20 protein-coding genes are annotated in these 24,342 nt (G+C 75.1%); 15 read left to right on the forward strand and 5 right to left on the reverse strand.

Going from position 1 to position 24,342, the window contains the following annotated elements; genetic code table 11:
- The first annotated feature begins 68 nt into the window (after window positions 1-68).
- Window positions 69-773: a FadR/GntR family transcriptional regulator gene (locus CCE01nite_RS07945; protein WP_034627613.1), complete on the forward strand. Its 705-nt coding sequence runs from the start codon at window positions 69-71 to the stop codon at window positions 771-773.
- A gap of 115 nt (window positions 774-888) precedes the next feature.
- Here CCE01nite_RS07945 and CCE01nite_RS07950 read toward each other — a convergent pair whose 3' ends face one another.
- Complete coding sequence (locus CCE01nite_RS07950) at window positions 889-1,467, reverse strand: phosphotransferase (RefSeq protein WP_141372153.1); 579 nt, start codon at window positions 1,465-1,467, stop codon at window positions 889-891.
- Window positions 1,468-2,036: 569 nt separating this feature from the next.
- Window positions 2,037-3,284 carry an MFS transporter gene (locus CCE01nite_RS07955; RefSeq protein WP_034627609.1) on the reverse strand — a complete coding sequence of 416 codons (1,248 nt, stop codon included), beginning with the start codon at window positions 3,282-3,284 and terminating at the stop codon, window positions 2,037-2,039.
- Window positions 3,285-3,513: 229 nt separating this feature from the next.
- Between CCE01nite_RS07955 and CCE01nite_RS07960 the strand changes: the two genes are divergently transcribed.
- The 3 genes from CCE01nite_RS07960 (at window position 3,514) to CCE01nite_RS07970 (ending at window position 6,893) form a co-directional block, all read left to right on the forward strand.
- Window positions 3,514-4,968, forward strand: coding sequence for a calcium-binding protein (locus CCE01nite_RS07960; RefSeq protein WP_052103842.1), 1,455 nt, complete (start codon window positions 3,514-3,516; stop codon window positions 4,966-4,968).
- Between the two features lie 133 nt (window positions 4,969-5,101).
- Window positions 5,102-6,436, forward strand: a complete 1,335-nt coding sequence (locus tag CCE01nite_RS07965; RefSeq protein WP_141372154.1) for a benzoate/H(+) symporter BenE family transporter — start codon at window positions 5,102-5,104, stop codon at window positions 6,434-6,436.
- A gap of 136 nt (window positions 6,437-6,572) precedes the next feature.
- Complete coding sequence (locus tag CCE01nite_RS07970; RefSeq protein WP_141372155.1) at window positions 6,573-6,893, forward strand: GNAT family N-acetyltransferase; 321 nt, start codon at window positions 6,573-6,575, stop codon at window positions 6,891-6,893.
- A 150-nt stretch (window positions 6,894-7,043) separates the two neighbouring features.
- On the opposite strand, the gene pgm is transcribed toward CCE01nite_RS07970, so the two are convergent.
- Window positions 7,044-8,741 carry a phosphoglucomutase (alpha-D-glucose-1,6-bisphosphate-dependent) gene (pgm, locus tag CCE01nite_RS07975; RefSeq protein ID WP_141372156.1) on the reverse strand — a complete coding sequence of 566 codons (1,698 nt, stop codon included), beginning with the start codon at window positions 8,739-8,741 and terminating at the stop codon, window positions 7,044-7,046.
- Window positions 8,742-8,882: 141 nt separating this feature from the next.
- Here pgm and CCE01nite_RS07980 point away from each other — a divergent pair, with 141 nt between their 5' ends.
- From CCE01nite_RS07980 to CCE01nite_RS07990, 3 genes are all read left to right on the forward strand, one after another.
- Window positions 8,883-9,248 carry an HPF/RaiA family ribosome-associated protein gene (locus tag CCE01nite_RS07980; RefSeq protein WP_141372157.1) on the forward strand — a complete coding sequence of 122 codons (366 nt, stop codon included), beginning with the start codon at window positions 8,883-8,885 and terminating at the stop codon, window positions 9,246-9,248.
- Window positions 9,249-9,328: 80 nt separating this feature from the next.
- Window positions 9,329-10,153, forward strand: coding sequence for a DUF5926 family protein (locus CCE01nite_RS07985; protein ID WP_141372158.1), 825 nt, complete (start codon window positions 9,329-9,331; stop codon window positions 10,151-10,153).
- Window positions 10,154-10,474: 321 nt separating this feature from the next.
- The gene (locus tag CCE01nite_RS07990; RefSeq protein WP_141372204.1) at window positions 10,475-11,209 is read left to right on the forward strand and encodes a glycosyltransferase family 2 protein; all 735 of its coding nucleotides are present in this window, start codon (window positions 10,475-10,477) and stop codon (window positions 11,207-11,209) included.
- Here CCE01nite_RS07990 and CCE01nite_RS07995 read toward each other — a convergent pair.
- Window positions 11,172-13,769, reverse strand: a complete 2,598-nt coding sequence (locus CCE01nite_RS07995; RefSeq protein WP_141372159.1) for a hypothetical protein — start codon at window positions 13,767-13,769, stop codon at window positions 11,172-11,174. The genes CCE01nite_RS07990 and CCE01nite_RS07995 overlap by 38 nt on opposite strands.
- A gap of 178 nt (window positions 13,770-13,947) precedes the next feature.
- Here CCE01nite_RS07995 and pheA point away from each other — a divergent pair, with 178 nt between their 5' ends.
- The gene (pheA, locus tag CCE01nite_RS08000; protein WP_034628284.1) at window positions 13,948-14,916 is read left to right on the forward strand and encodes a prephenate dehydratase; all 969 of its coding nucleotides are present in this window, start codon (window positions 13,948-13,950) and stop codon (window positions 14,914-14,916) included.
- A 67-nt stretch (window positions 14,917-14,983) separates the two neighbouring features.
- Here pheA and CCE01nite_RS08005 read toward each other — a convergent pair whose 3' ends face one another.
- Complete coding sequence (locus tag CCE01nite_RS08005; protein WP_034628287.1) at window positions 14,984-16,171, reverse strand: diacylglycerol/lipid kinase family protein; 1,188 nt, start codon at window positions 16,169-16,171, stop codon at window positions 14,984-14,986.
- Between the two features lie 163 nt (window positions 16,172-16,334).
- On the opposite strand from CCE01nite_RS08005, the gene serS reads away from it, so the two are divergent.
- The 7 genes from serS (at window position 16,335) to CCE01nite_RS08040 (ending at window position 24,269) form a co-directional block, all read left to right on the forward strand.
- Window positions 16,335-17,609, forward strand: a complete 1,275-nt coding sequence (gene serS / locus CCE01nite_RS08010) for a serine--tRNA ligase (RefSeq protein ID WP_034628289.1) — start codon at window positions 16,335-16,337, stop codon at window positions 17,607-17,609.
- Window positions 17,606-18,418 (forward strand): HAD family hydrolase, encoded by an 813-nt coding sequence (locus tag CCE01nite_RS08015; RefSeq protein WP_034628292.1) that lies wholly within the window; start codon window positions 17,606-17,608, stop codon window positions 18,416-18,418. The genes serS and CCE01nite_RS08015 overlap by 4 nt, the downstream gene beginning before the upstream one ends.
- Before the next feature lie 38 nt (window positions 18,419-18,456).
- Window positions 18,457-19,485 (forward strand): LacI family DNA-binding transcriptional regulator, encoded by a 1,029-nt coding sequence (locus tag CCE01nite_RS08020; RefSeq protein WP_034628294.1) that lies wholly within the window; start codon window positions 18,457-18,459, stop codon window positions 19,483-19,485.
- Window positions 19,486-19,723: 238 nt separating this feature from the next.
- Window positions 19,724-21,097, forward strand: coding sequence for an ABC transporter substrate-binding protein (locus tag CCE01nite_RS08025; protein WP_034628298.1), 1,374 nt, complete (start codon window positions 19,724-19,726; stop codon window positions 21,095-21,097).
- Window positions 21,098-21,243: 146 nt separating this feature from the next.
- Window positions 21,244-22,254 (forward strand): carbohydrate ABC transporter permease, encoded by a 1,011-nt coding sequence (locus CCE01nite_RS08030; protein ID WP_034628303.1) that lies wholly within the window; start codon window positions 21,244-21,246, stop codon window positions 22,252-22,254.
- Window positions 22,251-23,201 (forward strand): carbohydrate ABC transporter permease, encoded by a 951-nt coding sequence (locus CCE01nite_RS08035; RefSeq protein WP_034628308.1) that lies wholly within the window; start codon window positions 22,251-22,253, stop codon window positions 23,199-23,201. Before CCE01nite_RS08030 ends, CCE01nite_RS08035 begins: the two co-directional genes overlap by 4 nt.
- Window positions 23,202-23,372: 171 nt before the next feature.
- Entirely contained in the window at window positions 23,373-24,269 is an 897-nt protein-coding gene (locus CCE01nite_RS08040; RefSeq protein WP_034628311.1) for an EamA family transporter, read from the forward strand.
- Window positions 24,270-24,342: the final 73 nt, after the last annotated feature.

Genomic DNA, 24,342 nt, shown 5'->3' on the forward strand with positions numbered 1-24,342 from the left:
CCGCGAGGGCCCACCGGCCCGGGCTCTTTCTCCCGGCCGGCACCGTGCGAAGGGGCAGGTGAGCGGGCGTGGGCGCCGAGGTGCTGCACAGCTCGGTGCTCGACGCCCTGGGCCAGGAGATCACCGGCGGCGTCATCCGCCCGGGGGCGGTCATCACGCTCGACCGCATCCAGAAGCGGTTCGGCGTCTCGCGGACCGTCGCCCGGGAGACCATGCGCCTCCTGGAGTCCATGCAGCTCGTCACCTCCAAGCGTCGCGTGGGTCTCGTCGTCCGGCCCGTCGTCGAGTGGGACGTCTTCGACCCGCGCGTCATCCGCTGGCGCCTGCAGGGCAGCGAGCGCGAGGCCCAGCTGCGCTCGCTCACCGAGCTGCGGGCCGCCGTCGAGCCGCTCGCGGCCGGTGCCGCGGCCCGCTACGCGACCGACCACGACCGGGCCCGGATCGTCGACCTCGCGGCGCAGATGCGCGCGCACGGGGAGGACGGCGCGCGCGAGGTCTTCCTCGACCTCGACGTCGAGTTCCACGGCCTGCTGCTGCGCGCGAGCCGCAACGAGATGTTCGCCGCGCTGACCGGCGTCGTGACCGAGGTGCTCGCGGGCCGCACGCGGCACGGCCTGATGCCGGACATCGTGCGCCCCGAGGCCCTCGTCGCGCACGAGGCCGTCGCCCGCGCGGTGCACGACGGTGACGCGGCCGAGGCCGAGCGGGCCATGACCGCGATCATGGCCGAGGTCCGCGACGCGCTCAGCGTGCTCGACGACCTGCCGGGCTGACGCGGCGCACGACGAGCGGCCGGCCAGGCCGAGCCGGACGGGGCGCGCGGCACCGGCGCCGGCGCCGGCGAGCGGTGGCGCGGCGGCGGACCTGCCCCGCACCCACCCGCAGCGCTCACCGCCCGAGCAGCACGTCCAGCGCCCCGCGCACGAGCCGCTCGGCGGTCGCCCGGTGCGGGCCGATCCAGTCGCCGGTGTAGGCGCGGGGCGCGATCTCGATGACCAGCACGAGGCTCAGGTACAGCCGGTAGAGCTGCAGCCGCGTGCGGCCCGCGACGGTGTCGAGCGCGAACGCGCCGCCGGCCGACGCGTAGCCGTCGAGCACGGTCGCCGGGGCCGTCCGGGTGCCCATCTGGTCGGCGCCGACGAGCTCGTACAGCGGGTCGCCCCACAGCGACCGCTCCGTGTCGATGACGCCGACGAGCTCCCCGGTCGTGGGCTCGACGAACAGGTTCCCCGCCCAGAGGTCGCCGTGCACGAGCACCGGGGTCGTGACCTCGGCGAGCGCGTCGGTGTGCCGCGCGAGCGCCGCCCGGACGTCCGCGTCGGGCACCGGCGTGCCCCAGCGGGCCGCGTCGTCGAGCAGCGCACCGAGCATGAGCCCGAACGCCTCGGGCCACGTCGGCGCGTGCAGCCCGGAACCCGCGTTCAGGTACCCGAAGCGCTCCCCGGTCACGGTGTGCAGCCGGGCCATGAACGCCCCGAGGTCGTGGTCGACGCGGGGCGCCCACGGCCGGCGCCGGCTCGCGCAGGTCGACGAGCGGGACGCCGTCGAGGTGCCTCACGACGACGACGTCGCTCGGCAGCACCGTGCGGGAGAAGTCGGTGAGCAGCACGCGCGGCATGAGCAGGTCGGGCCGGTCGGCGGCGAGCGTGTACACCTGCGCCTCGGTCCGCACGAGGTCGTGCTCGTAGCGCAGCAGGCGGCCGGCGTCGGTCGGCGCGGTCTTGACGACGACGCGCGCGCCGTCGGTCAGCGTCACCCGGTACGTCGTCGCGAACGTGCCCCCGGTCAGGAGCTCGACGCGGGCGGGCTCGCCGAGCGGTGCGAGCACGCGCGCGAGGGCGTGAAGGGTCTGCGGGAGGACGGCGTCGTCACGCACGTCGGCGGTCTCGTCGAGCACCCGCCGACCCTAGCGACCCGCGTACCGGGGGCGGCCCGGAACCGCGCGGACCGCACGTCCGGCGGGCGCAGGAGGGGCGGTGTGGCACGGCCGCGGCCGGCGCTCCGGGCGGCCCGCGCACGACGGGTCGACGGCGGCCTCAGCGCCCGGCGTCCTCGCGGGCCGGTGCGGGCTCGTCGACCCCGGTGCCGAGGTCGGCCGTGCCGGCGCGCAGCGTGCGCAGCGAGACCGCGGTCGCGACGACCATGAGCCCCGCGCCGCCGACGACCACGAGGAACCCGCCGTGCGAGCCGCTCGCGTCGATCGCGAGCCCGGCGAGCGACGCCCCGGCGGACACGCCGACGCCGAGCGTCGTCCCGACGATCGTCAGGCCCTCGGTGATCCGCTCGCGCGCGACGAAGTGCTGCACGAGCCCGTTGCCGTTGATGATCGTCGGCGCGATCGCGAAGCCGGCGACGAACATGACCACGGCGAGCACCGTCATCGACGTCACGAGCACGAACAGCGACGCCCCGATGCCGAGCGCGACCATGCCGAGCGCGAACCGCTTCCACAGCGGCATGACCCAGTGCTTCGCCCCGTAGAGCAGCCCGGAGACGAGCGAGCCGGCCGCGAACACGGCGAGGACGACGCCCGCGAGGTCGGGGCGGCCGTTCTCCTCGGCGAACGCGACGGTCGAGACGTCGGTCGCGCCGAACACCGTGCCCATGCCGACGAACACCACGGCGAGCACGACCATGCCGCCCGAGCGCATGACCGAGCGGGTGCGCGGGGCGCCGACGACGGCCGGGCTGGGCGGCGGCTCGGACGCGCGCAGCCCGAGGAACCAGTAGCCGCCGACGAGCATCCCGGCGACCGCGACGACGAGCGCGGCGGTCGGCGTGACCCCGGCGGCGAGGGTGGTCGCGAGGACGGGCCCGACGATGAACACGAGCTCGTCGGCCGCGGACTCGAGCGAGTACGCCGAGTGCAGCTCGCGCGGCGACCGCACGAGGTGGTTCCAGCGGGCGCGCACGAACGCCCCGAACGAGCCGATCGTCGCGCCGGCGAGGACCGCCGTCGCGTAGAGCCAGGGGGTCGGCGCGTGCACGGCCGCGGCGACGGTGAGGCCGACGAGCCCGGCGGAGGCGACGGCGATCGCGGGCCGCATGACGCGTGCCTGGCCGTGGCGGTCGACGAGGCGCGCGAGGCGCGGGGAGCAGAGGGCCTGGGTCAGGACGTAGACGGCCGAGACGCGACCGGCGAGCGCATACGAGTCGTACAGCGCCTCGACCAGCAGGACGATGCCGATCCCGGCCATCGACATGGGGAGGCGTGCGAGCAGACCCGACGCGGAGAACGCCAGTGCGCCCGGCCGCGACAGGATGTCACGGTAGGGGCGGAGCACCCGTCCAGTGTCGCACCGGCCTCCGACGCCGCCCTACGGAAATCCGACCGTGTGGTCGGTGTCACGCGCGGCCTGCCCCACGAGGACGTCCCCGGGGCGTCCCCGGCGTCCCCGGACTGCCCGGAGGTGCGGCGTCGCGCCCCGTGAAGCCTTTCGGACACCGCGGCCCGCTCCCGCGCACCCCGGCTGCCCCTAGCGTGCTCACCACCTTCACGTGGGGAGCTCGACGATGAGACGAACCCGGCTCGGTCTGACCGCCGTCGCGGTCCTGGCCGCCCTGCTGCTGACCCCCGGCCCGGCCTGGGCGGGTGACGTCCAGCGCGAGGAGTTCCGGCGCCCCCCGTCCGCCCCCTGGCAGGTGCGGGGGTTCAGCGGCGACCCGGTCGCGACGACCCGCGGCGGTGCGATCACGATCGGCGCAGAGACGCTCGTCATGCTCCTCGAGTACACGGAGCCGGTGGAGTGGACGGGGTCGGCGAACCGCCTGACCGGGTGGGACGTCGACTTCCGCATGCGGCTGGGCGCCGACACGACGCGCGCGTGCTTCGACGAGCAGAGCGGTGGCCCCGCCACGCTCCTGTGGGTGGGCGACACCACGGACCTCGTGCAGCTCGGGTTCGGCCCCGGCGAGCTGTGCATCATCCACCCGGGGGCGGGCAGCGAGGTCATCCCGCTCAGCACGCAACGCTGGCACCGGTACCACCTCGAGGCGCGCGGGCAGCACCTGCTGCTCACCGTCGACGGCCGCACCGTCCTCGACCGCACGTTCGCCGGGCGCGGCTCCGGGACGGTCGCCCTCGGCTTCGAGACCTTCCAGGGCAGCTCGACGTGGGACTACGTCCGCTACGACACCGCGCCGGGCCACCCGTGCACGGTCCGCGGCACCGACGGCCCCGACGAGCTCACCGGCACGCCCGGCGCGGACGTGGTCTGCGCGGGCGCCGGCGACGACCGCGTGTCCGGGCTCGGCGGGGACGACGTCCTGATCGGGGGCGAGGGCGACGACGTGCTGCTCGGCGGCGACGGCCACGACCTCCTCCAGGGCGGCTGGGGCTCCGACGTGCTCGACGGCGGCGCGGACAGCGGCCGCTCGGAGGGCGGGCAGGGCGACGACCGCTTCGTCACCGGCGCCGAGCCCGACGGCGCGCACCAGCTCCTCGGCGGCCCCGGCCGCGACGTCGCCGACTACGGCGCGCGCACGGGACCCGTCACGGTGTCGCTCGACGGCGTCGGCGGGGACGGGGCGCCTGGCGAGGGCGACGCGGTCGGTGTCCCGGAACCCTGGAACGCGTCACCCGACATCGAGGAGCTCGTCGGCGGGCGCGGCGACGACGTGCTGACCGGCGTGCGGTGGTGGGAGACGCTCGTCGGCGGGCCCGGCGCCGACCTGCTGCGCGGCGCCGGCGGCGCGGACACGCTGCTCGGCTCCGACGGCGTCGAGGGCAACGACCGGCTCGACGGCGGCGACGGGCCCGACACCTGCGGCGCCGACCCGCTCGACGTCCTGAGCTCGTGCAACGACCCGGACCCGCGCCCGACGTTCCCGATGCCCACGCCGTCGTCGTCCGGCTCCCCGTACCCCGCGCCGCCGGGCCCGTCGGCGCCCGGGGCGCCGGTCGAGCCGGTCCAGCCGCGGGGCCTGCGGCCGACGGTGGCGCCGGAGTGGGCCCTCGACGGGCGGTAGACCGCGGGCAGCGGCAGCTGCAGCGGCAGCGGCGGCGGCAGCGTCCGGCGCGGACAGCGGCAGCCCGCGCCGGACGCTGCCCTCATCGCGGACGCCGGGGACGGCGGCGCGGTCCGCCGGGTTGACTGACGCGATGGCGACCGCCGAGCCCCCGACGCCCCGCACCCCGGACCCCGCCCCCGGGAGCCCGGACGCGCCGGGGCCTGCCGCCCCGACCGGGGGCACCCTGCCTGTGCCCGGCGTCGGGCCGGCCCAGCCCGCTGCCGCGGGGGACGCGCCGGTCCGCCGCTCGCTCCGGCGCGACACCTCCGTCTCCGCCGTGGTCGCGGGCTTCGTCGCGGTCCTCGTCTCCTACACCGGCCCGTTCCTCATCGTGCTCCAGGCCGCCGACGACGCCGGGCTGAGCGTGGCGGAGACCACGTCGTGGGTCTGGGCGATCTCGTTCGGCAGCGGCCTGACGTGCCTCGTGCTGAGCTGGGCGACGCGGCAGCCGGTCGTCACCGCGTGGTCGACGCCCGGCGCGGCGCTGCTCGTGACCACGCTCGGCGGCTACCGGTTCTCCGACGTCGTCGGGGCGTACCTCGTCGCCGGCGTCGTCGCGACGGTGCTCGGCTTCTCGGGGCTGTTCGGGCGGCTCCTCGCGCTCGTCCCGCGGCAGGTCCTCTCGGCGATGCTCGCGGGCGTCCTGCTCCCGTTCGTGCTGACCGCGGCGCTCGCGGTCGAGGCGTCGCCGCTCGTCGCGGGCGGGCTGGTGGCGGCGTTCCTCGTCGGGCGCCGCGTCGCGCCGCGGTACGCCGTCCTCGGCGGGCTCGTCGTCGGGGTGCTGCTCGCGGTCCTCACCGGGGACCTCGGCAACCCGCACGTGACGCTGCGGATCGACGGCCCGCACCTCACCGTCCCGACGTTCGACCTGGGCGCGGTCGTCGGCATCGGGCTGCCGCTGCTCGTGGTCACGATGGCCTCGCAGAACGCGCCCGGGCTGACCGTCCTCCGCAACGACGGCTACGACCCCGACGACCGGCTGCTCGTCGGCTCGACCGCGGCCGTGTGGACCGTGCTCGCGCCGTTCGGGGCGCACGGCATCAACCTCGCCGCGATCACCGCGGCCATCTGCACCGGGCGCGAGGCGCACCACGACCCGCGCCGCCGCTACGTCGCGGGCGTGTGGTGCGGCGTCTTCTACCTCGCGCTGAGCCTCGTCAGCAGCGGGCTCGTCGCGCTGTTCCTCGCGATCCCGGGGGACCTCGTCGCGGCGCTCGCGGGGGCGGCGCTCCTCGGTGCGCTGCTCGGGGCGACCAAGGACTCCTTCTCGGGGGACGCCCCGACCTCCGAGGCTGCGCTCGTGACGCTCGCCGTGACCGCCTCGGGGCTCACGGTGCTGACGGTCGCCTCGCCGTTCTGGGGGCTGGTCGCGGGCGGGCTGGCGTACGTGGTGCTGACGCTGGGCCGCCGCGAGCGGGCCGGCTGACGCAGGCCGACTGACGCGGGCCGGCTGACGCGGGCCGCCGGGAGCGGGCCGACTGGCTCCGGCCCCCGGGAGCGGGCCGACGGGCGCGGTCCGCCAGCCGTGGCGCGCGGCGTCGGAGCGACGCAAGATCGTCCGCATGAGCACCCTCACCCCGGACGACCTGACCTACTCCGACGTCCCGAAGGAGAGCCGCTTCGAGGCGCGCACCCCCGAGGACGCGCTCGTGGGCGTCGTCGGCTACCAGCGCCGCGGCGGCGCGCTCGTGATCACGCACACCGAGGTCGAGGACGCGGCCGCCGGCCACGGCGTCGGTTCGAGCCTCGCCCGGTTCGCGCTCGACCAGGCGCGTGCCGAGGGCGTGCCGGTCGTGCCGCTGTGCCCGTTCGTGCGCGAGTACGTCGAGCGGCACGCCGAGTACGCGGACCTCGTGCAGGAGCCGCCGCACCGCGAGGGCTGACGCGCGCCGCCCGGCGGACGCTCCTGTCACCCGCCGGGCGCCGACGGGCCGCGACGTCGGGGTGGTGACCCGGCCCAGGTACGGCGACGCCCCGGCCACCACCCCGCCGTCGGGCGAGGGGTGACCGGGGCGTCAGGGCCGGCGGGCGGCTCAGCCCAGCGCGTCCGACACGACGTCCTTCGCCGCGACCTGCACCTCGGCGAGGTGCTCGGGGCTGCGGAACGACTCGGCGTAGATCTTGTAGACGTTCTCCGTGCCGGACGGACGCGCGGCGAACCACGCGTTCTCCGTCGTCACCTTGAGCCCGCCGATCGACGCGCCGTTGCCGGGCGCCGCGGTCAGCCGCGCCGTGATGTCCTCGCCCGCGAGCGACGTCGCCGTGACCTGCTCGGGCGACAGCTTCCCGAGCGTCGCCTTCTGCTCGAGCGTCGCCGGCGCGTCGACCCGCGCGTACCAGGACTCGCCGAACTCCGACACGAGCTCCGCGTGGTGCTCCGACGGGGACTTCCCCGTCGTGGCGATGATCTCCGAGGCGAGCAGCGCGAGGATCAGCCCGTCCTTGTCGGTCGTCCACACCCGGCCGTCGTGGCGCAGGAACGACGCGCCCGCGGACTCCTCGCCGCCGAAGCCGACCGAGCCGTCGAGCAGGCCCGGCACGAACCACTTGAAGCCGACCGGCACCTCGAGCAGGCGGCGGCCGAGCGACGCGGCGACCCGGTCGATGAGCGACGACGACACGAGCGTCTTGCCGATCGCGGCGTCGGGGTTCCAGCCCGGGCGCGCGCCCGAGTACAGGTAGCGGATCGCGACCGCGAGGTAGTGGTTGGGGTTCATCAGGCCCGCGTCGGGCGTGACGATGCCGTGCCGGTCGGCGTCGGCGTCGTTGCCCGTCGCGACGTCGTACGGCGCGGTCGCACCCGCGGCGGTCATCCGGTTGACGAGCGACGCCATCGCGTAGGGCGACGAGCAGTCCATCCGGATCTTCGCGTCCCAGTCGAGCGTCATGAACGCCCACTGCGGGTCGACGTGCGGGTTCACGACCGTGAGGTCGAGCCCGTACCGCTCGCCGATCGCGCCCCAGTACTCGACGGCCGCGCCGCCGAGCGGGTCGGCGCCGATCCGCACGCCCGCCGAGCGGATCGCGTCGAGGTCGAGCACGTTCGCGAGGTCGTCGACGTACGCCGCCAGGAAGTCGTGCGTGTGCGTCGTGTCGGCCTTGAGCGCCCGGTCGAGCGGCGTGCGGGCCACCTGGCCGACGCCGGTGCGCAGGATCTCGTTCGCGCGCGCCGCGATCCAGCCCGTCGCGTCCGAGTCGGCCGGCCCGCCGTGCGGGGGGTTGTACTTGAAGCCGCCGTCGCGCGGCGGGTTGTGCGACGGGGTCACGACGATGCCGTCCGCGAGCCCCGTGCCCTGCGAGCTCCCGCCGTTGCCGGTCCGGACGCCCTCGGTGCTCGTCGCGCCGTTGTGCAGCAGGATCGCGTGCGAGACCGCGGGCGTCGGCGTGTACGAGTCGCGCGCGTCGACGTAGACCTGGACGCCCGCGGCGGCGAGCACCTCGACCGCGCTCTCCAGGGCCGGCCGGGACAGCGCGTGCGTGTCGCGCCCGATGTACAGCGGGCCGTCGGTGCCCTGCGAGCGGCGGTACTCGACGATGGCCGCGGTCGTCGCGACGATGTGCGCCTCGTTGAACGCGCCGTCGAGGCTCGACCCGCGGTGCCCGCTCGTGCCGAACACCACCTGCTGCGCGGGGTCGTCGAGGTCGGGAGCGCGGTCGTAGTACGCGCCGATCAGCGCGTCGACGTCGACGAGGTCGGAGGACTGGGCCGGGGTTCCTGCGCGGGGATCCATGCCCCCGATCCTGCCACCGGGTGAAGTGCCCGGCACAGGGGCGCCCGCCCCTCGTCGCCCGACCCCCGCCGCACCGGAGGAGGGTCCCGCCGGACGCGCGTCCGAGTTGCGGGCGACCGCCCCGGCGCGTGTCGTGGAGGCATGGACATCCAGTGGCGCAGCAAGCACGGCGAGACCGTGGCGGACAGGACGCAGGACCGGGTCGAGGAGACGCTCGAGCAGTCGCTCGCGCGGTTCGGCGACCGGGTCATGACGGTCGAGGTGCACGTGGCGGACGAGGCGTCGGGCAGCTCCGACGGCAACGACCACCGGTGCACGCTCGACGCGCAGGTCACCGGGCACAAGAACCTCTCGGTGACCAACCACGGCCCGTCGGCCGAGGAGGCCTGCGTCGGTGCCGTCCACAAGCTCGTGCACCTGCTGACGAGCCGGCTCGGCAAGGAGGCGGACCGGCGGCACGGCAGCGAGTCGATCCGGCACCTGCCTGTCGAGGAGGGCCTGGTCTGACCCCGCACCGATGACCCGCGGCCGACCCGGCCACCACCCGCGGGCGGCCGGGTCGGTCGCGCGTCGGTAGGCTCGCGCCCATGGCTTCTGCAACCGTCCCGTTCGTGCTGCGCCCGTTCGAGGGGCTCCCCGGTGAGCCCGACTGGGTCGCGCTCAAGGAGGTCGTCCCCGCGGCGACCGCGACCGCCCGCACGACCGCCGAGCACGGCTCGCGCGAGGTGCTCGTCACGACCGTCCTGCCGATGGGCTGGCCCGCGCTGCACCGCGCCGACGGCGTGATCCTGCTCGCGCTGCAGACCACGAGCGGCTCGGGGGACGCGAGCCGCGACCTCGCCGCGCACCTGCTCGCCGCGATCGAGGTCGAGGCCGGCACCGCGGTCCAGCCCGGCGCGCTGCCCGGCCCCGGCCCGCGGCTGCAGGACGTGCTCGACCTGAGCGTCCCCTTCGAGGTCACCGTCCAGCCGAGCTTCTCCTACTGGCTGGCGCCGGACACCGAGATGACGACCGACCTCCAGGGCGCGATCGAGGAGGCCGACGCCGGGATCGTCGAGACGGTCCGGCTCACGTCGGTCGACTCGGCGTACTGGGCGCGCCTCGGCTCGCGGGAGTTCCTGCGCTGGGCGCAGCCGCACGACGAGCAGCAGGTCCTCGACGCGCTCGCCCGCCTGCACGCGCGCCGCGAGTCCGGGTTCGACGACGCGAAGTTCGTCGGCTACTTCCGCTCGAGCGGTCTCGTCGTCCCCGTGTGGGAGCTCGCGCGCGGCACCGAGGCGGAGGAGCTCGAGAAGCCCGTCGCCGAGTTCGCGCCGCGCTTCGAGGCCGCGCTGGCCGACACCTCGCCGCTCGACGCGAACGCGCGCCGCGCCCGCGCGGGCCTCGTCGCCCGCCAGGTCACGCTGCGCTGACCAGCAGTTCCGTACCGCGGCGTGTGCCGCCCGCCCGTCCCCCGCCCCGCGCGGGTGATTCCGCGGCGCGGGCGGCACACCCCCCGGCGGCTCGCTAGGCTGACGCCCGTGACCGGGACGCGCGGGGATGCCGCTGACGACGAGGCGCCCGTGACGACCCCGGTCCCCGCCGGGCCCGGCACCGGCGCGGCCCGCACCGCGGCCGACGGCGAGCCGTCCCGCACCCGGCCCCCCCGCCGCGGCCCCCGTACGAACCAGCCCCTCACGAGCCCGACGACCAAGGTCCCGGGAGCGCGCTCGCGCCAGCGGGTCGCGGTCGTCATCCCGGCCAAGGACGAGGCCCGGCGCATCGCCGCGACCGTGCGCTCGGCGCGCGCGATCCCGCACGTCGACCTCGTGCTCGTCGTCGACGACGGCTCCGAGGACAACACCCAGCACGTCGCGCGCGAGGCCGGTGCGGTCGTCGTGCGCCACTCGCACAACCGCGGCAAGGCCGCCGCGATGGAGACGGGTGCGGCCGTCGTCGCGATGCGCGACACCCGGGACCGCCCGCCGCGCCTCCTGCTGTTCATCGACGGCGACCTCGGCGACACCGCGGTCAACACCGCGCCGCTCGTCCCGCCGGTCCTCGAGCGCTCCGCCGACTTCTCGATCGCGTTGCTGCCGCCCCAGCCGGGTGCCGGCGGGCGGGGGATCGTCGTCGGGGCCGCGCGCCGCGCGATCGCGGCCATGACGGGCTGGACGCCGACGCAGCCGCTGTCCGGGATGCGCTGCCTCACGCGCGAGGCGTTCGAGGCCGCGACCCCGCTCGCGCGCGGGTGGGGCGTCGAGACGGGCATGACGATCGACCTGCTGCGGCAGGGCTTCGTCGCGGTCGAGGTGCCGTGCGACCTGCGGCACCGGCCCTCGGGCACCGACCTCAAGGGTCAGCTCCACCGGGCCGCGCAGTACCGGGACGTGCAGCTCGCCGTGAACGCGCGGCGCGTGCGCCGGGCCGCGGGCGCGGTGCGCACGACCGTCAACCCCGCGCCGCGGCCCCCTCGGACGCACCGCTGAGGTCGGCGGGACCGGCACCCGCGCCGTGGGCTGCCGCCTCGTCGCCCACCGTCCCGTCGCCGGCCGTCCGGCCGCCCGCGGGCGCGGCGCCGGGCCCGTCGACGCTCCCGTCGCCGTCCGTCGTGCCGTCCGCGCCCGCTGACCCCGCGCCCGCCGAGCCCGCGGCCTCGGGTGCGCCCGGCGACAGCGTGAGCATCCAGCTCGCGCACGCCGCGACGAGCAGCGGCACCGCGAGCGCCCCGCCCATCGCGGGGATCAGCACGCCCGAGTCGTTGAGCGCGAAGCCGATGCCGAGCGTCACCGCGAGCGCGACGAGCCCGGGCCGCAGCATCGGGGCGTCGGTCCCGAGCCGGGTCAGCGGCGCCCCCGACGACAGCCAGCCGTAGGCGCCGCCGTCCGGTGCGCCGACCGCGGTGCGCACGGGCCGGCCGAGCACGAGCAGGAGCAGCAGCAGCCCGCCGGCCGCGAGCAGCGTGAGCTCGCTCCCGACGAGGTTGTTGAGGTTCTGCTCGAGCTTGCGGGTGACGACGGGCATGAGCCCGCCGTCGAGCACGGTCGCGACGAACCGGCCGAGGTGCGTGCGGGAGTCGGCGGGGCGCAGCCAGTCGAGCACTGCGAACGAGGTGACGGTCAGCGCGCCGGCCGCGAGCACGGCGAGCGTGCGCCACCAGGTCAGCCGGACACCCGCGGCGAGGATCGCGAGGACCGCGAACCCGGGCACGAGCGCGGGCGGGCCGCCGAAGTCCGCGCCGATGCTCGGCAGCCCGTCCAGCACGGTCGCGACGACGCCGACCACGGCGACGACCCCGGCGGCGAGGCGGCGGCGTCCGTGGGCGACGAGCGGGTTCGTGATCGCGACCGTGAGCAGGATGCTCGCGGCGGCGAACAGCGAGAACGCGGTGTTGTTGAACCCGTAGAACCGGCCCGCGACCTGCGGCAGGACGCCCATCACCGCGGCGAGCTGGAGCCGCGCGCCCGTCGCGACGTCGACCGTGAGGACGACCGCCGTCACCGCGGCGACGACCCCGAGCGGCCCGAGCGGCCAGCGGCCCCAGCGGGGGAGCAGCGCGAGCGCGGTGAGGACCGTGATCCAGGCGACGACCAGCGCGGCGAGCGCGTACGACGGGGTGCTCGCGCGCCACCACGGCGACAGGTTCGCGAGGAACGTCGCGACCGGGTAGGTGGCGACCGCGACCCCGGCGATCCGCAGCTGGCGCAGGACCGCGCCCGGGCGGGTGGTCGCGGCGACGAGGCGGCGGCCGCGGCCGGGCCAGCGCCGGGCGACGGTGCGCCGGAGCCAGTCGAGCACGCGCCCGTTGAGCCCGACGGACACGAGCGCGTAGAGGACGAGGTTGATGCCGACGAGCACGAGGTAGACCTGCCCCATGAGGGGCTGCGTGGCGAGCGCGTGGCGGTTGGCGTCGATGAGCGCGGCAACCCGCTCGCTCGCGAGCGCGAGCCCCCCGGCGGTGAGCATCGGCGCCCCGACGACGACGCCGCTCGGCGCGACGTCGCGCAGCCCGAGCCCGGTCAGCAGCGTGGGCGTCACGTCGGTCGCCTGGACGTACCCCGGCTGACGCGTCGAGCCCGAGACGAGGAACGCGTCGGTGTACGTGCCCTCGCCGGTCACGACGGGCCCGGTCGCGGCGGCGAGCTGCAGCGTCGCCTTGCGCCGGGAGTCGGCGAGCGAGACCACGAGCACCGTGGCGCCCGTGCGGGAGTCGTCGACCGCGTCGAGCACCGCGCGCACGCGGGCGTCGATCGCCTGCGCCTGCTCGCCGCGGGTCGGCTCGGTCACGGCGTCGGTCCCGCGCACCTCGTCGAGCGACGGGTCGACCGCCTCGCCGGCCAGCGCGGGGTCGCTCGCGGGGCGGGACCGCGTCGCGTACCCGGGGTCGCGCACCGAGCCGACGTCGACGACGAGCAGGTCGGCGGTCTCCAGCGCGTCCTCGGCGCGGCGCTCGAGGTCGTCGGGGTCGACGGGGGAGGCGAGGTGCTCCCCGACGGGCACGCCGTCCGAGCCCGCGAGCGCGATCGCCGCCCCGGGGCCGATCCCGACGACCTGCGCGCCGCCCTCGAGCAGCGTGTCGCCGAGCATCCCGAGCCGCGCGTCGTACGACTCGAGCTCGGCCGACTCGACGTAGTCCGCCCAGCCGGGCACGGCCGACCCCGGCATCGGCTCGCGCAGGCGGCGGCACGTGCCGTCCTCGACGAGCAGGTCGCCCGCGCGGTTGCCCGCGGACACCGCGAGCCAGCCGTCCGCGGGGCACGCGGACGTGCGGATGCTGCGCGCCGCGACGGTCCCGACGGCGCCCTCGCGGGAGAGCGTCCACAGCGCGGGGGTCGTGAGCGAGCCCAGGTCGTCCCAGCGCAGGCCGGTCGTGCCGATGAGGACGACGGGGGGTGCGTCCGTCGGGACGGCGCTGGGTGCACCGGCCGCGCTCGCAGCGGCGAGGCCGAGCGCCGGGCCGACCGCCAGCACCGCCGCGAGCGCCGCGGTCAGCACCGCGCGCCGGGCACGCGCCGGCGCGGACGGGCGCGCGAGGTCGGGGAGGGGCACCGGTCCAGCCTACGGTCGCACTAGGCTCGTCGGGCCGGTGGCCCTGCCGTCGTGCCACGACCGCCCAGGACGTCCACGACCGCCCCGCACGCACGCACGAGACGTCCACGCCCGCTCCGCACGCGCGGCGCGGGCACGGGTGCACCGACCGACACCCCGACACGACGGAGGACCTCGCATGGCAGCCCTGCGCTACGCCTACCTCGGCCCCGCCGGGACGTTCACCGAGGCGGCCCTGCGCCAGGTCGTGAGCCCCGACGAGGCGCAGTACCTGCCGCAGGCCGACGTGGTCTCGGCGATCGAGGCGGTGCGCACCGGGGCCGCGGACCGTGCGGTCGTCGCGATCGAGAGCACCGCCGAGGGCGGCGTGACGGCGACGCTCGACGCGCTCGCGGTCGGCTCGCCGCTCGTCCTGCTGCGCGAGGTGCTCGTGCCCGTCGGGTTCACGCTCGCCGCGGGGCCGGGCGTCACGCTCGACCGGGTCCGGCGCCTGAGCGCGCACCCGCACGCGTGGGCGCTGTGCCGGCGCTGGCTCGCGGAGAACCTGCCCGACGTGGTGCACGTGCCCGCGACGTCGAACACCGCGCCCGCGTCGCTCATCGCCGAGCAGGTCGCGACCGGGCGACCGGTGAGCGGACCCGACGGCCCGGGGTTCGACGCCGCGCTCGTCCCGCCGCCCGCGGTCCAGCACTACGGCCTGCACACCCTCGCGGCGGACGTCGCCGACCACGACAACGCCGTGACGCGCTTCGTCGTGATCGGCCGCCCCGGGGAGGTCCCGCCGCCCACCGGCGCGGACAAGACGACGATCGTCGTGCACCTGCCGAGCAACGAGGCCGGCGCCCTGCTCACGATGCTCGAGCAGCTCGCGGTGCGCGGCGTGAACCTCTCCCGGATCGAGTCCCGCCCCATCGGCGACGAGCTCGGCCGCTACTCGTTCTCGATGGACGCCGAGGGGCACATCGCGGAGGAGCGCATGGGCGAGGCGCTCATGGGGCTGCACCGCGTGTGCCCGCACGTGCGGTTCCTCGGCTCCTACCCGCGGGCCGACGGCGTCCCGGCGGACGTGCACACGGGCACGGCCGACGACGACTTCCGCGACGCGCGCGGCTGGCTCGCGACGCTCCGGCGCGGCGAGGTCGTCTGACCTCAGGGGCGCCCGGGGCGCCGGTCGACGCCCGGCGGGCGGCCCGGTGATGCGGCCCGCGGGCTCGTCAGAGGCTCGGGACCCGCACCACGAGCGCGCCCTTGTCGACGTGCGCGGTGAGCTCGAGCGCGCGGCCCACGAGGTCGCCGTCGACCTGCACGTGCTCGCCGCCCGAGACGCGCACCCGGATCTTGCGTGCCCGCGCGTGGTCGATGCGCCCGATCTTGTTGGGCAGGTCGGTCTTGACGCCGACGCCCTGCAGCGCGACCTCGCCGAGCAGCTGCGCCCAGCCGGCGACCCCGCCGCGCGTGTCGATGGCCGCGATGTCGAGCCAGCCGTCGTCGAGCACCGCGTCGGGCAGGAGCGTGATACCGCCGGGCAGCTTGCCGCAGTTGCCGATGAGCAGGCTGCGCAGGCGCACGGGGGTCGGCTGGTGGTCGTCGAGCCGGACCATCGTGCGCAGCCGGCGCCCGTGCAGGTGCTTGATGCCCGAGACGAAGTAGGCCATCCAGCCGACGCGCGCCTTGAGGGTGTCGTCGGTGTCGGCGACCATCGCGGCGTCGAAGCCGATCCCGGCGATCACGAGGAAGATGTGGTCCTGGTCGGCCGGCGCCTCGGGCGTGGTCTCCGAGGTCGTGTCGATCGGCTCCTGCTTCGGGGTGCCGGGGGGAGCGGGCGGGCCCTCGACGCCCTCGCCCTCGGGCGCGAACTTCGTGATCCGCAGCCAGCCGACGTCGATGGTCTTGTCCTGCCCGGCGAGCGCGATGCGCAGCGCCTCCGGGATGTCGGCGACGGGGATGTCGAGGTTGCGCGCGAGCAGGTTGCCGGTGCCGGACGGCAGGAGCGCCATCGGCACCCCGGTCCCGACGAGCCCCTCGGCGACCGCGCGGACGGTCCCGTCGCCACCGACCGCGACGACGACCTTCGCGCCCTGCTCGACGGCCTCGCGCGTCTGCCCGACGCCCGGGTCCTCGACGCTCGTCTCGATCCACAGCGGCTCGGGGTACCCGCGCTCCGTCACGGCGCGCACGACGCCGTCGCGCAGGTCGGCCACGTCGGGCTTCGACGGGTTCGCGACGAACGCCACGAGGGGATACCGCAGGTCCGCGGCCTCGACGACGTCGCGCGTCTCGGCGCGTGCGGTCTCGACGGTCGTCTGCATCTCGCGCTGCCTCCCGCGCAGCGAGAGACCGAGCCCGAGCGAGACCGTCGCGATCAGTGCGGCCGCGAGCGCGAGCCAGCCCTCCCATGTCATGCGGTCAACCTAGGGGCAGGTGCGCCGACGCGCGCGCGGCGGCGCCCCATCGAGGCGCAGGTCACCCGCGCGGGGGCGGACGGGGGCCCCGCGACCCCTCGGCGCGCCGACCCGTCCGTTATGCCCGTGACGCAGTCGTCGGACCTCTCGATACGCTCGGACGGTGATCGACCTTCGACTCCTGCGGGAGGACCCCGAGCTCGTCCGTGCCAGCCAGCGTGCGCGCGGCGACGACCCCGACCTCGTCGACCGGGTGCTCGAGACGGACTCCCGGCGCCGGGCGGCCCTCACGGAGTTCGAGCAGCTGCGCGCCGAGCAGAAGCAGCACGGCAAGAAGGTCGCGGCGGCGACGGGCGACGAGAAGGCCGAGCTGCTCGCGCACGGCAAGGCGCTCTCCGAGCGGGTCAAGGCGCTCCAGGCGGAGGCCGACGAGGCCGAGCGGGTCGCCACCGACCTCGCGCGGAGCATCGGCAACGTGATCGAGGACGGCGTCCCGCCCGGCGGCGAGGACGACTACGTGGTGCTGCGCCACGAGGGCACGCCGCGCGACTTCGCCGCGGAGGGCTTCACGCCGCGCGACCACCTCGACCTCGGGGAGCGGCTCGCGGCGATCGACACCGAGCGCGGCGCCAAGGTCTCGGGCGCCCGGTTCTACTACCTCACGGGCATCGGTGCCCGGCTCGAGCTCGCGCTGCTCAACGCCGCCGTCGACCTCGCGCTCGCGGCCGGGTTCACGCCCGTCATCACCCCGACGCTGGTCAAGCCCGAGGTCATGGCCGGCACCGGGTTCCTCGGCGCGCACGCCGACGAGATCTACCGCCTCGAGGCCGACGACCTCTACCTGGTGGGCACGAGCGAGGTCGCCCTCGCCGGGTACCACTCGGGCGAGATCCTCGACCTGACCGCCGGCCCGAAGCGGTACGCGGGCTGGTCGGCGTGCTACCGCCGCGAGGCCGGCTCGTACGGCAAGGACACCCGCGGCATCATCCGCGTGCACCAGTTCCACAAGGTCGAGGCGTTCAGCTGGACGACCGTGGAGGACGCCGCGGACGAGCACCGGCGCATCCTCGGCTGGGAGGAGCAGATGCTCCGGCTCGCCGGGCTGCCGTACCGGGTCATCGACACCGCGGCGGGCGACCTCGGGTCGAGCGCGGCGCGCAAGTTCGACTGCGAGGCGTGGCTGCCCACGCAGGAGCGCTACCTCGAGCTGACGTCGACCTCGAACTGCACGACGTTCCAGGCCCGGCGCCTGGGCGTCCGCGAGCGCACCGCGACCGGCGAGCTCCGGCCCGTGGCGACGCTCAACGGCACGCTCGCGACGACCCGCTGGATCGTCGCCATCCTGGAGAACCACCAGCAGGCCGACGGGTCGGTGCGCGTGCCCGAGGGCCTGCGTCCGTACCTCGGCGGCCTCGAGACCCTGGAGCCGGTGCGATGAGCCACACCCGCAGCGTGGCGAGCAGCCTCGTCGCCCTCGACGTCGACGGGACCCTGATGTCCTACGCGGGCGTCATCTCGCCCGAGGTGCGCGAGGCCGTGCACGCGCTGCGGGACGCGGGCGCGCACGTCGTGCTCGCGACCGGGCGGTCCGCGGTGTCGGTCGTCCCCGTCGCGCACGACCTCGGCCTCGACAGCGGCTGGGTCGTCGCGTCGAACGGCGCGGTGACGCTGCGGCTGGACCCTGCGCACGACGGCGGGTACGAGGTGGCCGACGTCATCCGGTTCGACCCCGAGCCGGTGCTGCGGGTGCTCCGGCTCGAGATGCCCGACGCGCTGTACGCGGTCGAGGACGTCGGCACAGGGTTCCGGGTCAGCGCGCCGTTCCCCGCGGAGGAGCTCGGCGGCGACCACCGCGTCGTGTCCTTCGAGGAGCTGTGCAGCGAGTCGGTGACCCGCGTGATCATGCGCGACCCGAACGGCACGCCGCAGGAGTTCCACGCGCTCGTCGAGCGCGTCGGCCTGCACGAGGTGTCGTACGCGGTCGGCTGGTCGGCGTGGCTCGACCTGTCGCCGGGCGGGGTGTCCAAGGGCACGGCGCTCGAGGAGCTGCGCCGGGAGCTCGGCGTCGAGCCGTTCGCCACCGTCGCGATCGGGGACGGCAACAACGACCTCGAGATGCTGCGGTGGGCCGCGCGCGGGGTCGCGATGGGCCACGCCGCGGAGCCCGTGCGGGCCGCCGCCGACGAGGTGACCGGCACGATCGACGACGACGGCGCGCTCGAGGTGCTGCGGAGCCTGCTCGCCTGACGAGCCGTCGCGCACGTCCGGGGTGGACAATCCCAGACATGGCGCACGGCATCGAGGACGTGGCCCGGGTCGCCGGGGTCTCCACGGCGACCGTGTCGCGCGCGCTGCGCGGGATCCCGGGCGTCGCCCCGTCGACGCGCGACCACGTGCTCGCCGTCGCCGGCGAGCTCGGGTACGTCGCGTCGCCGACGGCCGCGAGCCTCGCGACGGGCCGCACCCGCACGGTCGGGATCATCTCGCCGTGGGTCAACCACTGGTTCCACGCCGAGGTCATCGAGGGCGCCGAGCAGGCGCTGCGCGAGCACGGGTACGACGCGCTGCTGCACACGTTCGACATGGAGCGCGAGCGGCCGCGGCGCCGGCTCGACCCGGGTGCGCTGCGGCGCCGGGTCGACGGCGTGATCGTCGTCGGCGGCCCGCTCGTGGCGGACGAGGTGCGGGTCGTCGAGGACCTCGGGGTGCCGGTCGTGTTCGTCGGCTCGGGGGCGCCGGGGCACGTGGTCGTGCGCCTGGACGACGCGCGCACGGCCCGGGTCGCGACCCGGCACCTGCTCGACCTCGGGCACCGCGTCGTCGGGCACGTCACCGGTGCGGTGGTCGACGACGGGCCCGCGGCGCCGTCGTGGTGGCGGCGCGCCGGGTGGAGCGCGGCGCTCGCGGACGCGGGGCTGTCCGCGGACCCCGACCTCGAGGTCGACGGGCGCTACGACGTCGACGGCGGGCGGGCGTCGACGCACGTGCTGCTCGACCGCCGCCCCGACGTCACGGGGGTGTTCGCGGCGTCCGACGAGATGGCGATGGGCGTCGTGCTCGCGGCCCGCGACCGCGGCCTGCGCGTGCCCGACGACCTGTCGGTCGTCGGGGTGGACGGGCACGCGCTCGGCGAGCTCGTCGGCCTCACCACGATGGTGCAGCCCGCGGTCCGGCAGGGCGGCGCGGCGGCCCGGGTGCTGCTCGACCGGGTCTCGGGGGAGCCGCTGCCGCCGCGCGACGTGGTGTTCGAGACCGAGCTGCTCGTGCGCACGTCGACCGCGGTACCGCGCGTGGGCGCCCTCGTCGGGCGGTGAGGGCGCCCTCGTCGGGCCGTGAGGTTGAGTGCCGGCCGGTGAGGGGTTGGTGAGCACCCGGTGAGACGCCGGTGCCCGTGGGCGAGTCGTCGCCTTTGTGACGCAATCGTGACCCGCTGAACTGCGGTTTCGGCTTGCGGCAACGGAATGTAAACGCTTGCATCATCAGCAAGGTTGCGGGCGCCGAGGACGCACGTCGGTGCGGGTCGCCTGTGACGCACAACGACGTGGAGGTCAGATGAACGGCATGCGCAGGCGCCGCGGGACCGCGGTAGTGGCAGCGGGGGCGGGGCTCACCCTCCTCCTGGCGGCGTGCTCGGGCGGCGGTGACGAGGGCGGCGGCGACGCCGAGGGGACCGCGAACGAGACCGACTGCAGCGCGTACGAGGAGTACGGGGACCTGTCGGGCAAGACCGTCTCGGTCTACACCTCGATCGTCGACCCGGAGTCCGAGGAGCAGATCAACTCCTACCAGCCGTTCGTCGACTGCACCGGCGTCGAGATCGACTACGAGGGCTCGCGCGAGTTCGAGGCGCAGCTCCCCGTCCGCCTGACGGCCGGCAACCCGCCGGACATCGCGTACGTCCCGCAGCCCGGGTTCCTCAAGTCCCTCGTCGCGGACTTCCCCGACCAGGTCGTCCCGGCACCGCAGTCCGTGATCGACAACGCCACGGAGTTCTACACCGAGGAGTGGGTGAACTACGGCACGGTCGACGGCACGCTCTACGCGACGCCGCTCGGCGCGAACGTGAAGTCGTTCGTCTGGTACTCGCCGCTGGCCTTCGAGGACGCCGGCTACGAGATCCCCACCACGTGGGACGAGCTCATGGACCTGTCCCAGCAGATCGTCGACGACGGCGGCGTGCCGTGGTGCGCCGGCATCGAGTCCGGTGACGCGACCGGCTGGCCCGCCACCGACTGGCTCGAGGACGTCGTGCTCCGCACCGCGGGCGCCGACGTGTACGACCAGTGGGTCAACCACGAGATCCCCTTCAACGACCCGCAGATCGTCGAGGCGCTCGGCACGGTCGGGGAGATCCTCAAGAACGACGAGTACGTCAACGGCGGCCTCGGCAACGTCCAGTCGATCGCGACGGCGGCGTGGAACGAGTCGGCCAACGGCATCCCCGACGGCACCTGCTGGCTGCACCGCGCGGCCAACTTCTACCAGGCCAACTGGGACGAGAGCCTCGAGGTCGCCGAGGACGGCGACGTCTACGCGTTCTACCTGCCCGGCGTGTCCGAGGACGACAAGCCGCTGCTCGGCGCCGGCGAGTTCGTGACGGCGTTCAGCGACCGTCCCGAGGTCGAGGCGTTCCAGGCGTTCCTGTCGAGCCCCGAGTGGGCAAACTCCAAGGCGAGCGTCACGGCGCAGGGCTGGTTCTCGGCGAACAACGGCCTCGACCCGGAGCTCATCAAGTCCCCGATCGACAAGCTGGCGTTCGAGCTCCTCACGAGCGACGAGTACACGTTCCGCTTCGACGGCTCCGACCAGATGCCGGGTGCCGTGGGCACCGGGTCGTTCTGGACGGAGATGACGGCGTGGGTCGCGAACGACAAGTCCGACGAGGACGTGCTGTCCGCGATCGAGGCCTCCTGGCCGACCTCGTGACCGTCGCCTCCTAGGCCCGACCGGGCCGCGGAGGCCACGCACCAGGCCGCGGCGGGCGTCCCCCTCCAGGGGCGCCCGCCGCGGCCCGTCACGTACCCGGTGGCGCCGCCGCCGGTGGCCGGCCAGAGAAGTCGTGGAGGTGGAGCATGGTGCAGTTCTCGCCCGTCACCGAGTGGTTGACGCAGGCGGACGACGTCGGGCACAAGTTCGCCCTGATGTTCGTCGCGATCGCGCTGTTCGTGGTCGTGATGGGGGCGATCCTCCTCGCGGTCGACCGGCCCAAGCGGGTCCCGCCGTGGGTCGTGCCCGTCGCGTTCCTCGGCCCGACGATCCTCGGGCTCGGGTTCGGTCTCGTGTACCCCGGGCTCCGGACCATCTGGGCCTCGCTGTTCGACGCGCGGGGCCAGAACTTCGTCGGGCTCGACAACTACGCGACCGCCTTCGGTGAGGAGTCGTTCCAGATCGTCCTGCGGAACACCCTGATGTGGGTGATCCTCGTGCCGATCGTCGCGACGTTCGTCGGGCTCGTCTACGCGGTGCTCGTCGACCGCACGCGGTTCGAGTACCTCGCGAAGACCCTCGTCTTCCTCCCCATGGCGATCTCGATGGTCGGTGCGTCGATCATCTGGAAGTTCGTCTACGAGTACCGGCCCGACCAGAAGAACGTGAACCAGATCGGCCTGCTCAACCAGCTGCTCGTGTGGATCGGGCTCGAGCCGCAGCAGTTCCTGCTCAACCCGCCCGTGAACACGCTGTTCCTCATCGCGGTGATGATCTGGATCCAGGCCGGGTTCGCGATGACCGTCCTGTCGGCCGCGATCAAGGCCATCCCCGACGACATCGTCGAGGCCGCGCGGCTCGACGGGCTGCACGGCATCGGGATGTTCCGGCACATCACCGTCCCGAGCATCCGCCCCGCGCTCGTCGTCGTCGTGACCACGATCGCGATGGGCACGCTCAAGGTCTTCGACATCGTGCGCACGATGACCGGCGGCAACTTCGGTACCTCGGTCGTCGCGAACGAGTTCTACACGCAGAGCTTCCGGATCCGTGAGGTCGGCCTGGGCGCGGCGCTCGCGGTCATCCTGTTCGTGCTCGTCATCCCGCTGGTCGTCTACAACGTCCGCCAGCTCCGACTCTCCGAGGACATCCGATGAGCACAGGGATCCCGAGCATCGAGCTCGTCGACGGCGCCCAGCAGGCCGCCAAGGGGCGCCGGGAGCCCGGCCGGCTCGCGCGCATCGAGCGCCGCGCCGCCGCGGCCAAGGGCAAGATCAGCTCGCCGTGGGCCTCGACGCTGGCGATCATCATCGCCATCGCGTGGACGGTCCCCACGTTCGGGCTGCTGCTCACGTCGTTCCGCCCGCGCCTGGAGATCCGCCGGACCGGCTGGTGGACCTTCCCCGCGAACCCGGCGGTCACGTTCGAGAACTACTCCGACGTGCTGTTCGGCAGCTCGACGGCGTTCTCCACGTTCTTCGTGAACTCGCTCGTCATCACGATCCCCGCGGTGATCATCCCGATCTCGCTCGCGCTGCTCGCGGCGTACGCGTTCGCGTGGATCGACTTCAAGGGCCGCAACATCCTGTTCGTCGCGGTGTTCGCGCTCCAGGTCATCCCGATCCAGGTCACGCTCATCCCGCTCCTCACGCAGTACGTGGACTGGGGGCTCGCGGGCTCGTTCTGGACGATCTGGCTCTCGCACTCGATCTTCGCGCTGCCGCTCGCGATCTTCCTGCTGCACAACTTCATGAAGGACATCCCGCCGTCCCTCGTCGAGGCCGCGCGGGTCGACGGCGCCGGGCACGTGAAGATCTTCTTCCAGGTGCTCATGCCGCTCCTCACCCCGGCCATCGCGTCGTTCGCGATCTTCCAGTTCCTCTGGGTGTGGAACGACCTGCTCGTCGCGCTGACCTTCGCGGGCGGCTCGACCGAGGTCGCGCCGCTCACCGTCCGCGTCGCCGAGCTCGCCGGCACGCGCGGCGCGCAGTGGCACATCCTCTCGGCCGGCGCGTTCGTGTCGATGATCGTGCCGCTCATCGTGTTCCTCGCGCTGCAGCGGTTCTTCGTGCGCGGGCTCCTCGCGGGGTCCGTCAAGGGCTGACGCGCAGCACCGCACGTCCGCAGCACCGCACCGCCCGCCCCGGGTCCTCGGGGCGGGCGGTCGGTGCGTCCGGGCTCGCGCGCCGCTGGCCGGCTGCTCCGTGCGGGCTCGTACGCTGCTCGGGGCGCGCGCACGCAGCCGGGCGCCCGTCCGACGACCCGGGGGAGACGCATGACGGCCGACGTGCGCGCCGGCCGCGGCCTCCCGGCGCCGGTGCTGTTCCTCGGCTCCGGCCTCACGCAGTACCTCGGCGCGGCCCTCGCCGTCGGGCTGTTCGCGGTGCTGACCGCCCCGACCGTCGCGTGGCTGCGCATCGCGGTCTCGGCGCTCGTGCTCCTCGCGTGGCGCCGGCCGTGGCGCTTCCGGTGGACCCGCGCGGACCTGCTCGCCTCCGCGCTGTTCGGCGTGGTGCTCGCCGCGATGAACGTCGCCTTCTACGTCGCGATCGAGGTGCTCCCACTCGGCACGGCCGTCGCGGTCGAGTTCGCCGGACCCGTCGCGGTCGCCGCGCTGACCGGGCGGAGCGTGCGCGAGCGCGTCGCGATCGCCGTCGCCGCCGCCGGCGTGGTGCTGCTCGCCGGGGTCAGCCTCGACGCCGGGCCGGACGCCGGGCGCGGGCTCGTCGCGATCGGCGTCTCGGCGGTGTGCTGGGCCGGCTACATCCTGCTCGGGCGGCGCGTCGCGCACGGGCGCGCCGACGGGGACGCGGGGGCCGGGGGCGCGGACGGGCCCGACGGGGTCTCGTCGCTCGCCGTGGCGATGACCGTCGGCGCGCTCGTCTTCGCCCCGTTCCTCGCGGCGCCCGCCGCGCCGGTGCTGCGCGACCCCCACCTGCTCCTGCTGGTCGTCGGCATCGCGGTGTTCTCGTCGGTCGTGCCCTACGCGATCGAGCAGGTCGTGCTGCGCCGCGTGACCGCCGCGACCTTCGCGGTGCTGCTCGCGATGCTCCCGGCGACGGCGGCCGTCACGGGTGTGGTCGTCCTGCGCCAGCTCCCGACCTGGGGTGAGGTCGCCGGGCTCGCGCTCGTGTCCGTCGCGATCGTGCTCTCGGCCCGCCGCACCGGGTGACGCGCGCCTCGGCAGGTCGCCCCCGCGAGACTCGCGCCCGAGGGCGCGCAGCCGACAAGTCGCGCCTGACAGG

This window comes from Cellulomonas cellasea (assembly GCF_006538745.1).
Classification (GTDB): Bacteria; Actinomycetota; Actinomycetes; order Actinomycetales; family Cellulomonadaceae; genus Cellulomonas_A; species Cellulomonas_A cellasea.

Bases quoted from the DNA above. Each gene is read 5' to 3' on its own strand.
- CCE01nite_RS07950 (WP_141372153.1), bottom strand. From the start codon at position 1,467: ATGGCCCGGCTGCACACCGTGACCGGGGAGCGCTTCGGGTACCTGAAC.
- CCE01nite_RS07960 (WP_052103842.1), top strand. From the start codon at position 3,514: ATGAGACGAACCCGGCTCGGTCTGACCGCCGTCGCGGTCCTGGCCGCC.
- CCE01nite_RS07965 (WP_141372154.1), top strand. From the start codon at position 5,102: ATGGCGACCGCCGAGCCCCCGACGCCCCGCACCCCGGACCCCGCCCCC.
- CCE01nite_RS07970 (WP_141372155.1), top strand. From the start codon at position 6,573: ATGAGCACCCTCACCCCGGACGACCTGACCTACTCCGACGTCCCGAAG.
- pgm (WP_141372156.1), bottom strand. From the start codon at position 8,741: ATGGATCCCCGCGCAGGAACCCCGGCCCAGTCCTCCGACCTCGTCGAC.
- CCE01nite_RS07980 (WP_141372157.1), top strand. From the start codon at position 8,883: ATGGACATCCAGTGGCGCAGCAAGCACGGCGAGACCGTGGCGGACAGG.
- CCE01nite_RS07985 (WP_141372158.1), top strand. From the start codon at position 9,329: ATGGCTTCTGCAACCGTCCCGTTCGTGCTGCGCCCGTTCGAGGGGCTC.
- pheA (WP_034628284.1), top strand. From the start codon at position 13,948: ATGGCAGCCCTGCGCTACGCCTACCTCGGCCCCGCCGGGACGTTCACC.
- CCE01nite_RS08005 (WP_034628287.1), bottom strand. From the start codon at position 16,171: ATGACATGGGAGGGCTGGCTCGCGCTCGCGGCCGCACTGATCGCGACG.
- CCE01nite_RS08015 (WP_034628292.1), top strand. From the start codon at position 17,606: ATGAGCCACACCCGCAGCGTGGCGAGCAGCCTCGTCGCCCTCGACGTC.
- CCE01nite_RS08020 (WP_034628294.1), top strand. From the start codon at position 18,457: ATGGCGCACGGCATCGAGGACGTGGCCCGGGTCGCCGGGGTCTCCACG.
- CCE01nite_RS08025 (WP_034628298.1), top strand. From the start codon at position 19,724: ATGAACGGCATGCGCAGGCGCCGCGGGACCGCGGTAGTGGCAGCGGGG.
- CCE01nite_RS08030 (WP_034628303.1), top strand. From the start codon at position 21,244: ATGGTGCAGTTCTCGCCCGTCACCGAGTGGTTGACGCAGGCGGACGAC.
- CCE01nite_RS08035 (WP_034628308.1), top strand. From the start codon at position 22,251: ATGAGCACAGGGATCCCGAGCATCGAGCTCGTCGACGGCGCCCAGCAG.
- CCE01nite_RS08040 (WP_034628311.1), top strand. From the start codon at position 23,373: ATGACGGCCGACGTGCGCGCCGGCCGCGGCCTCCCGGCGCCGGTGCTG.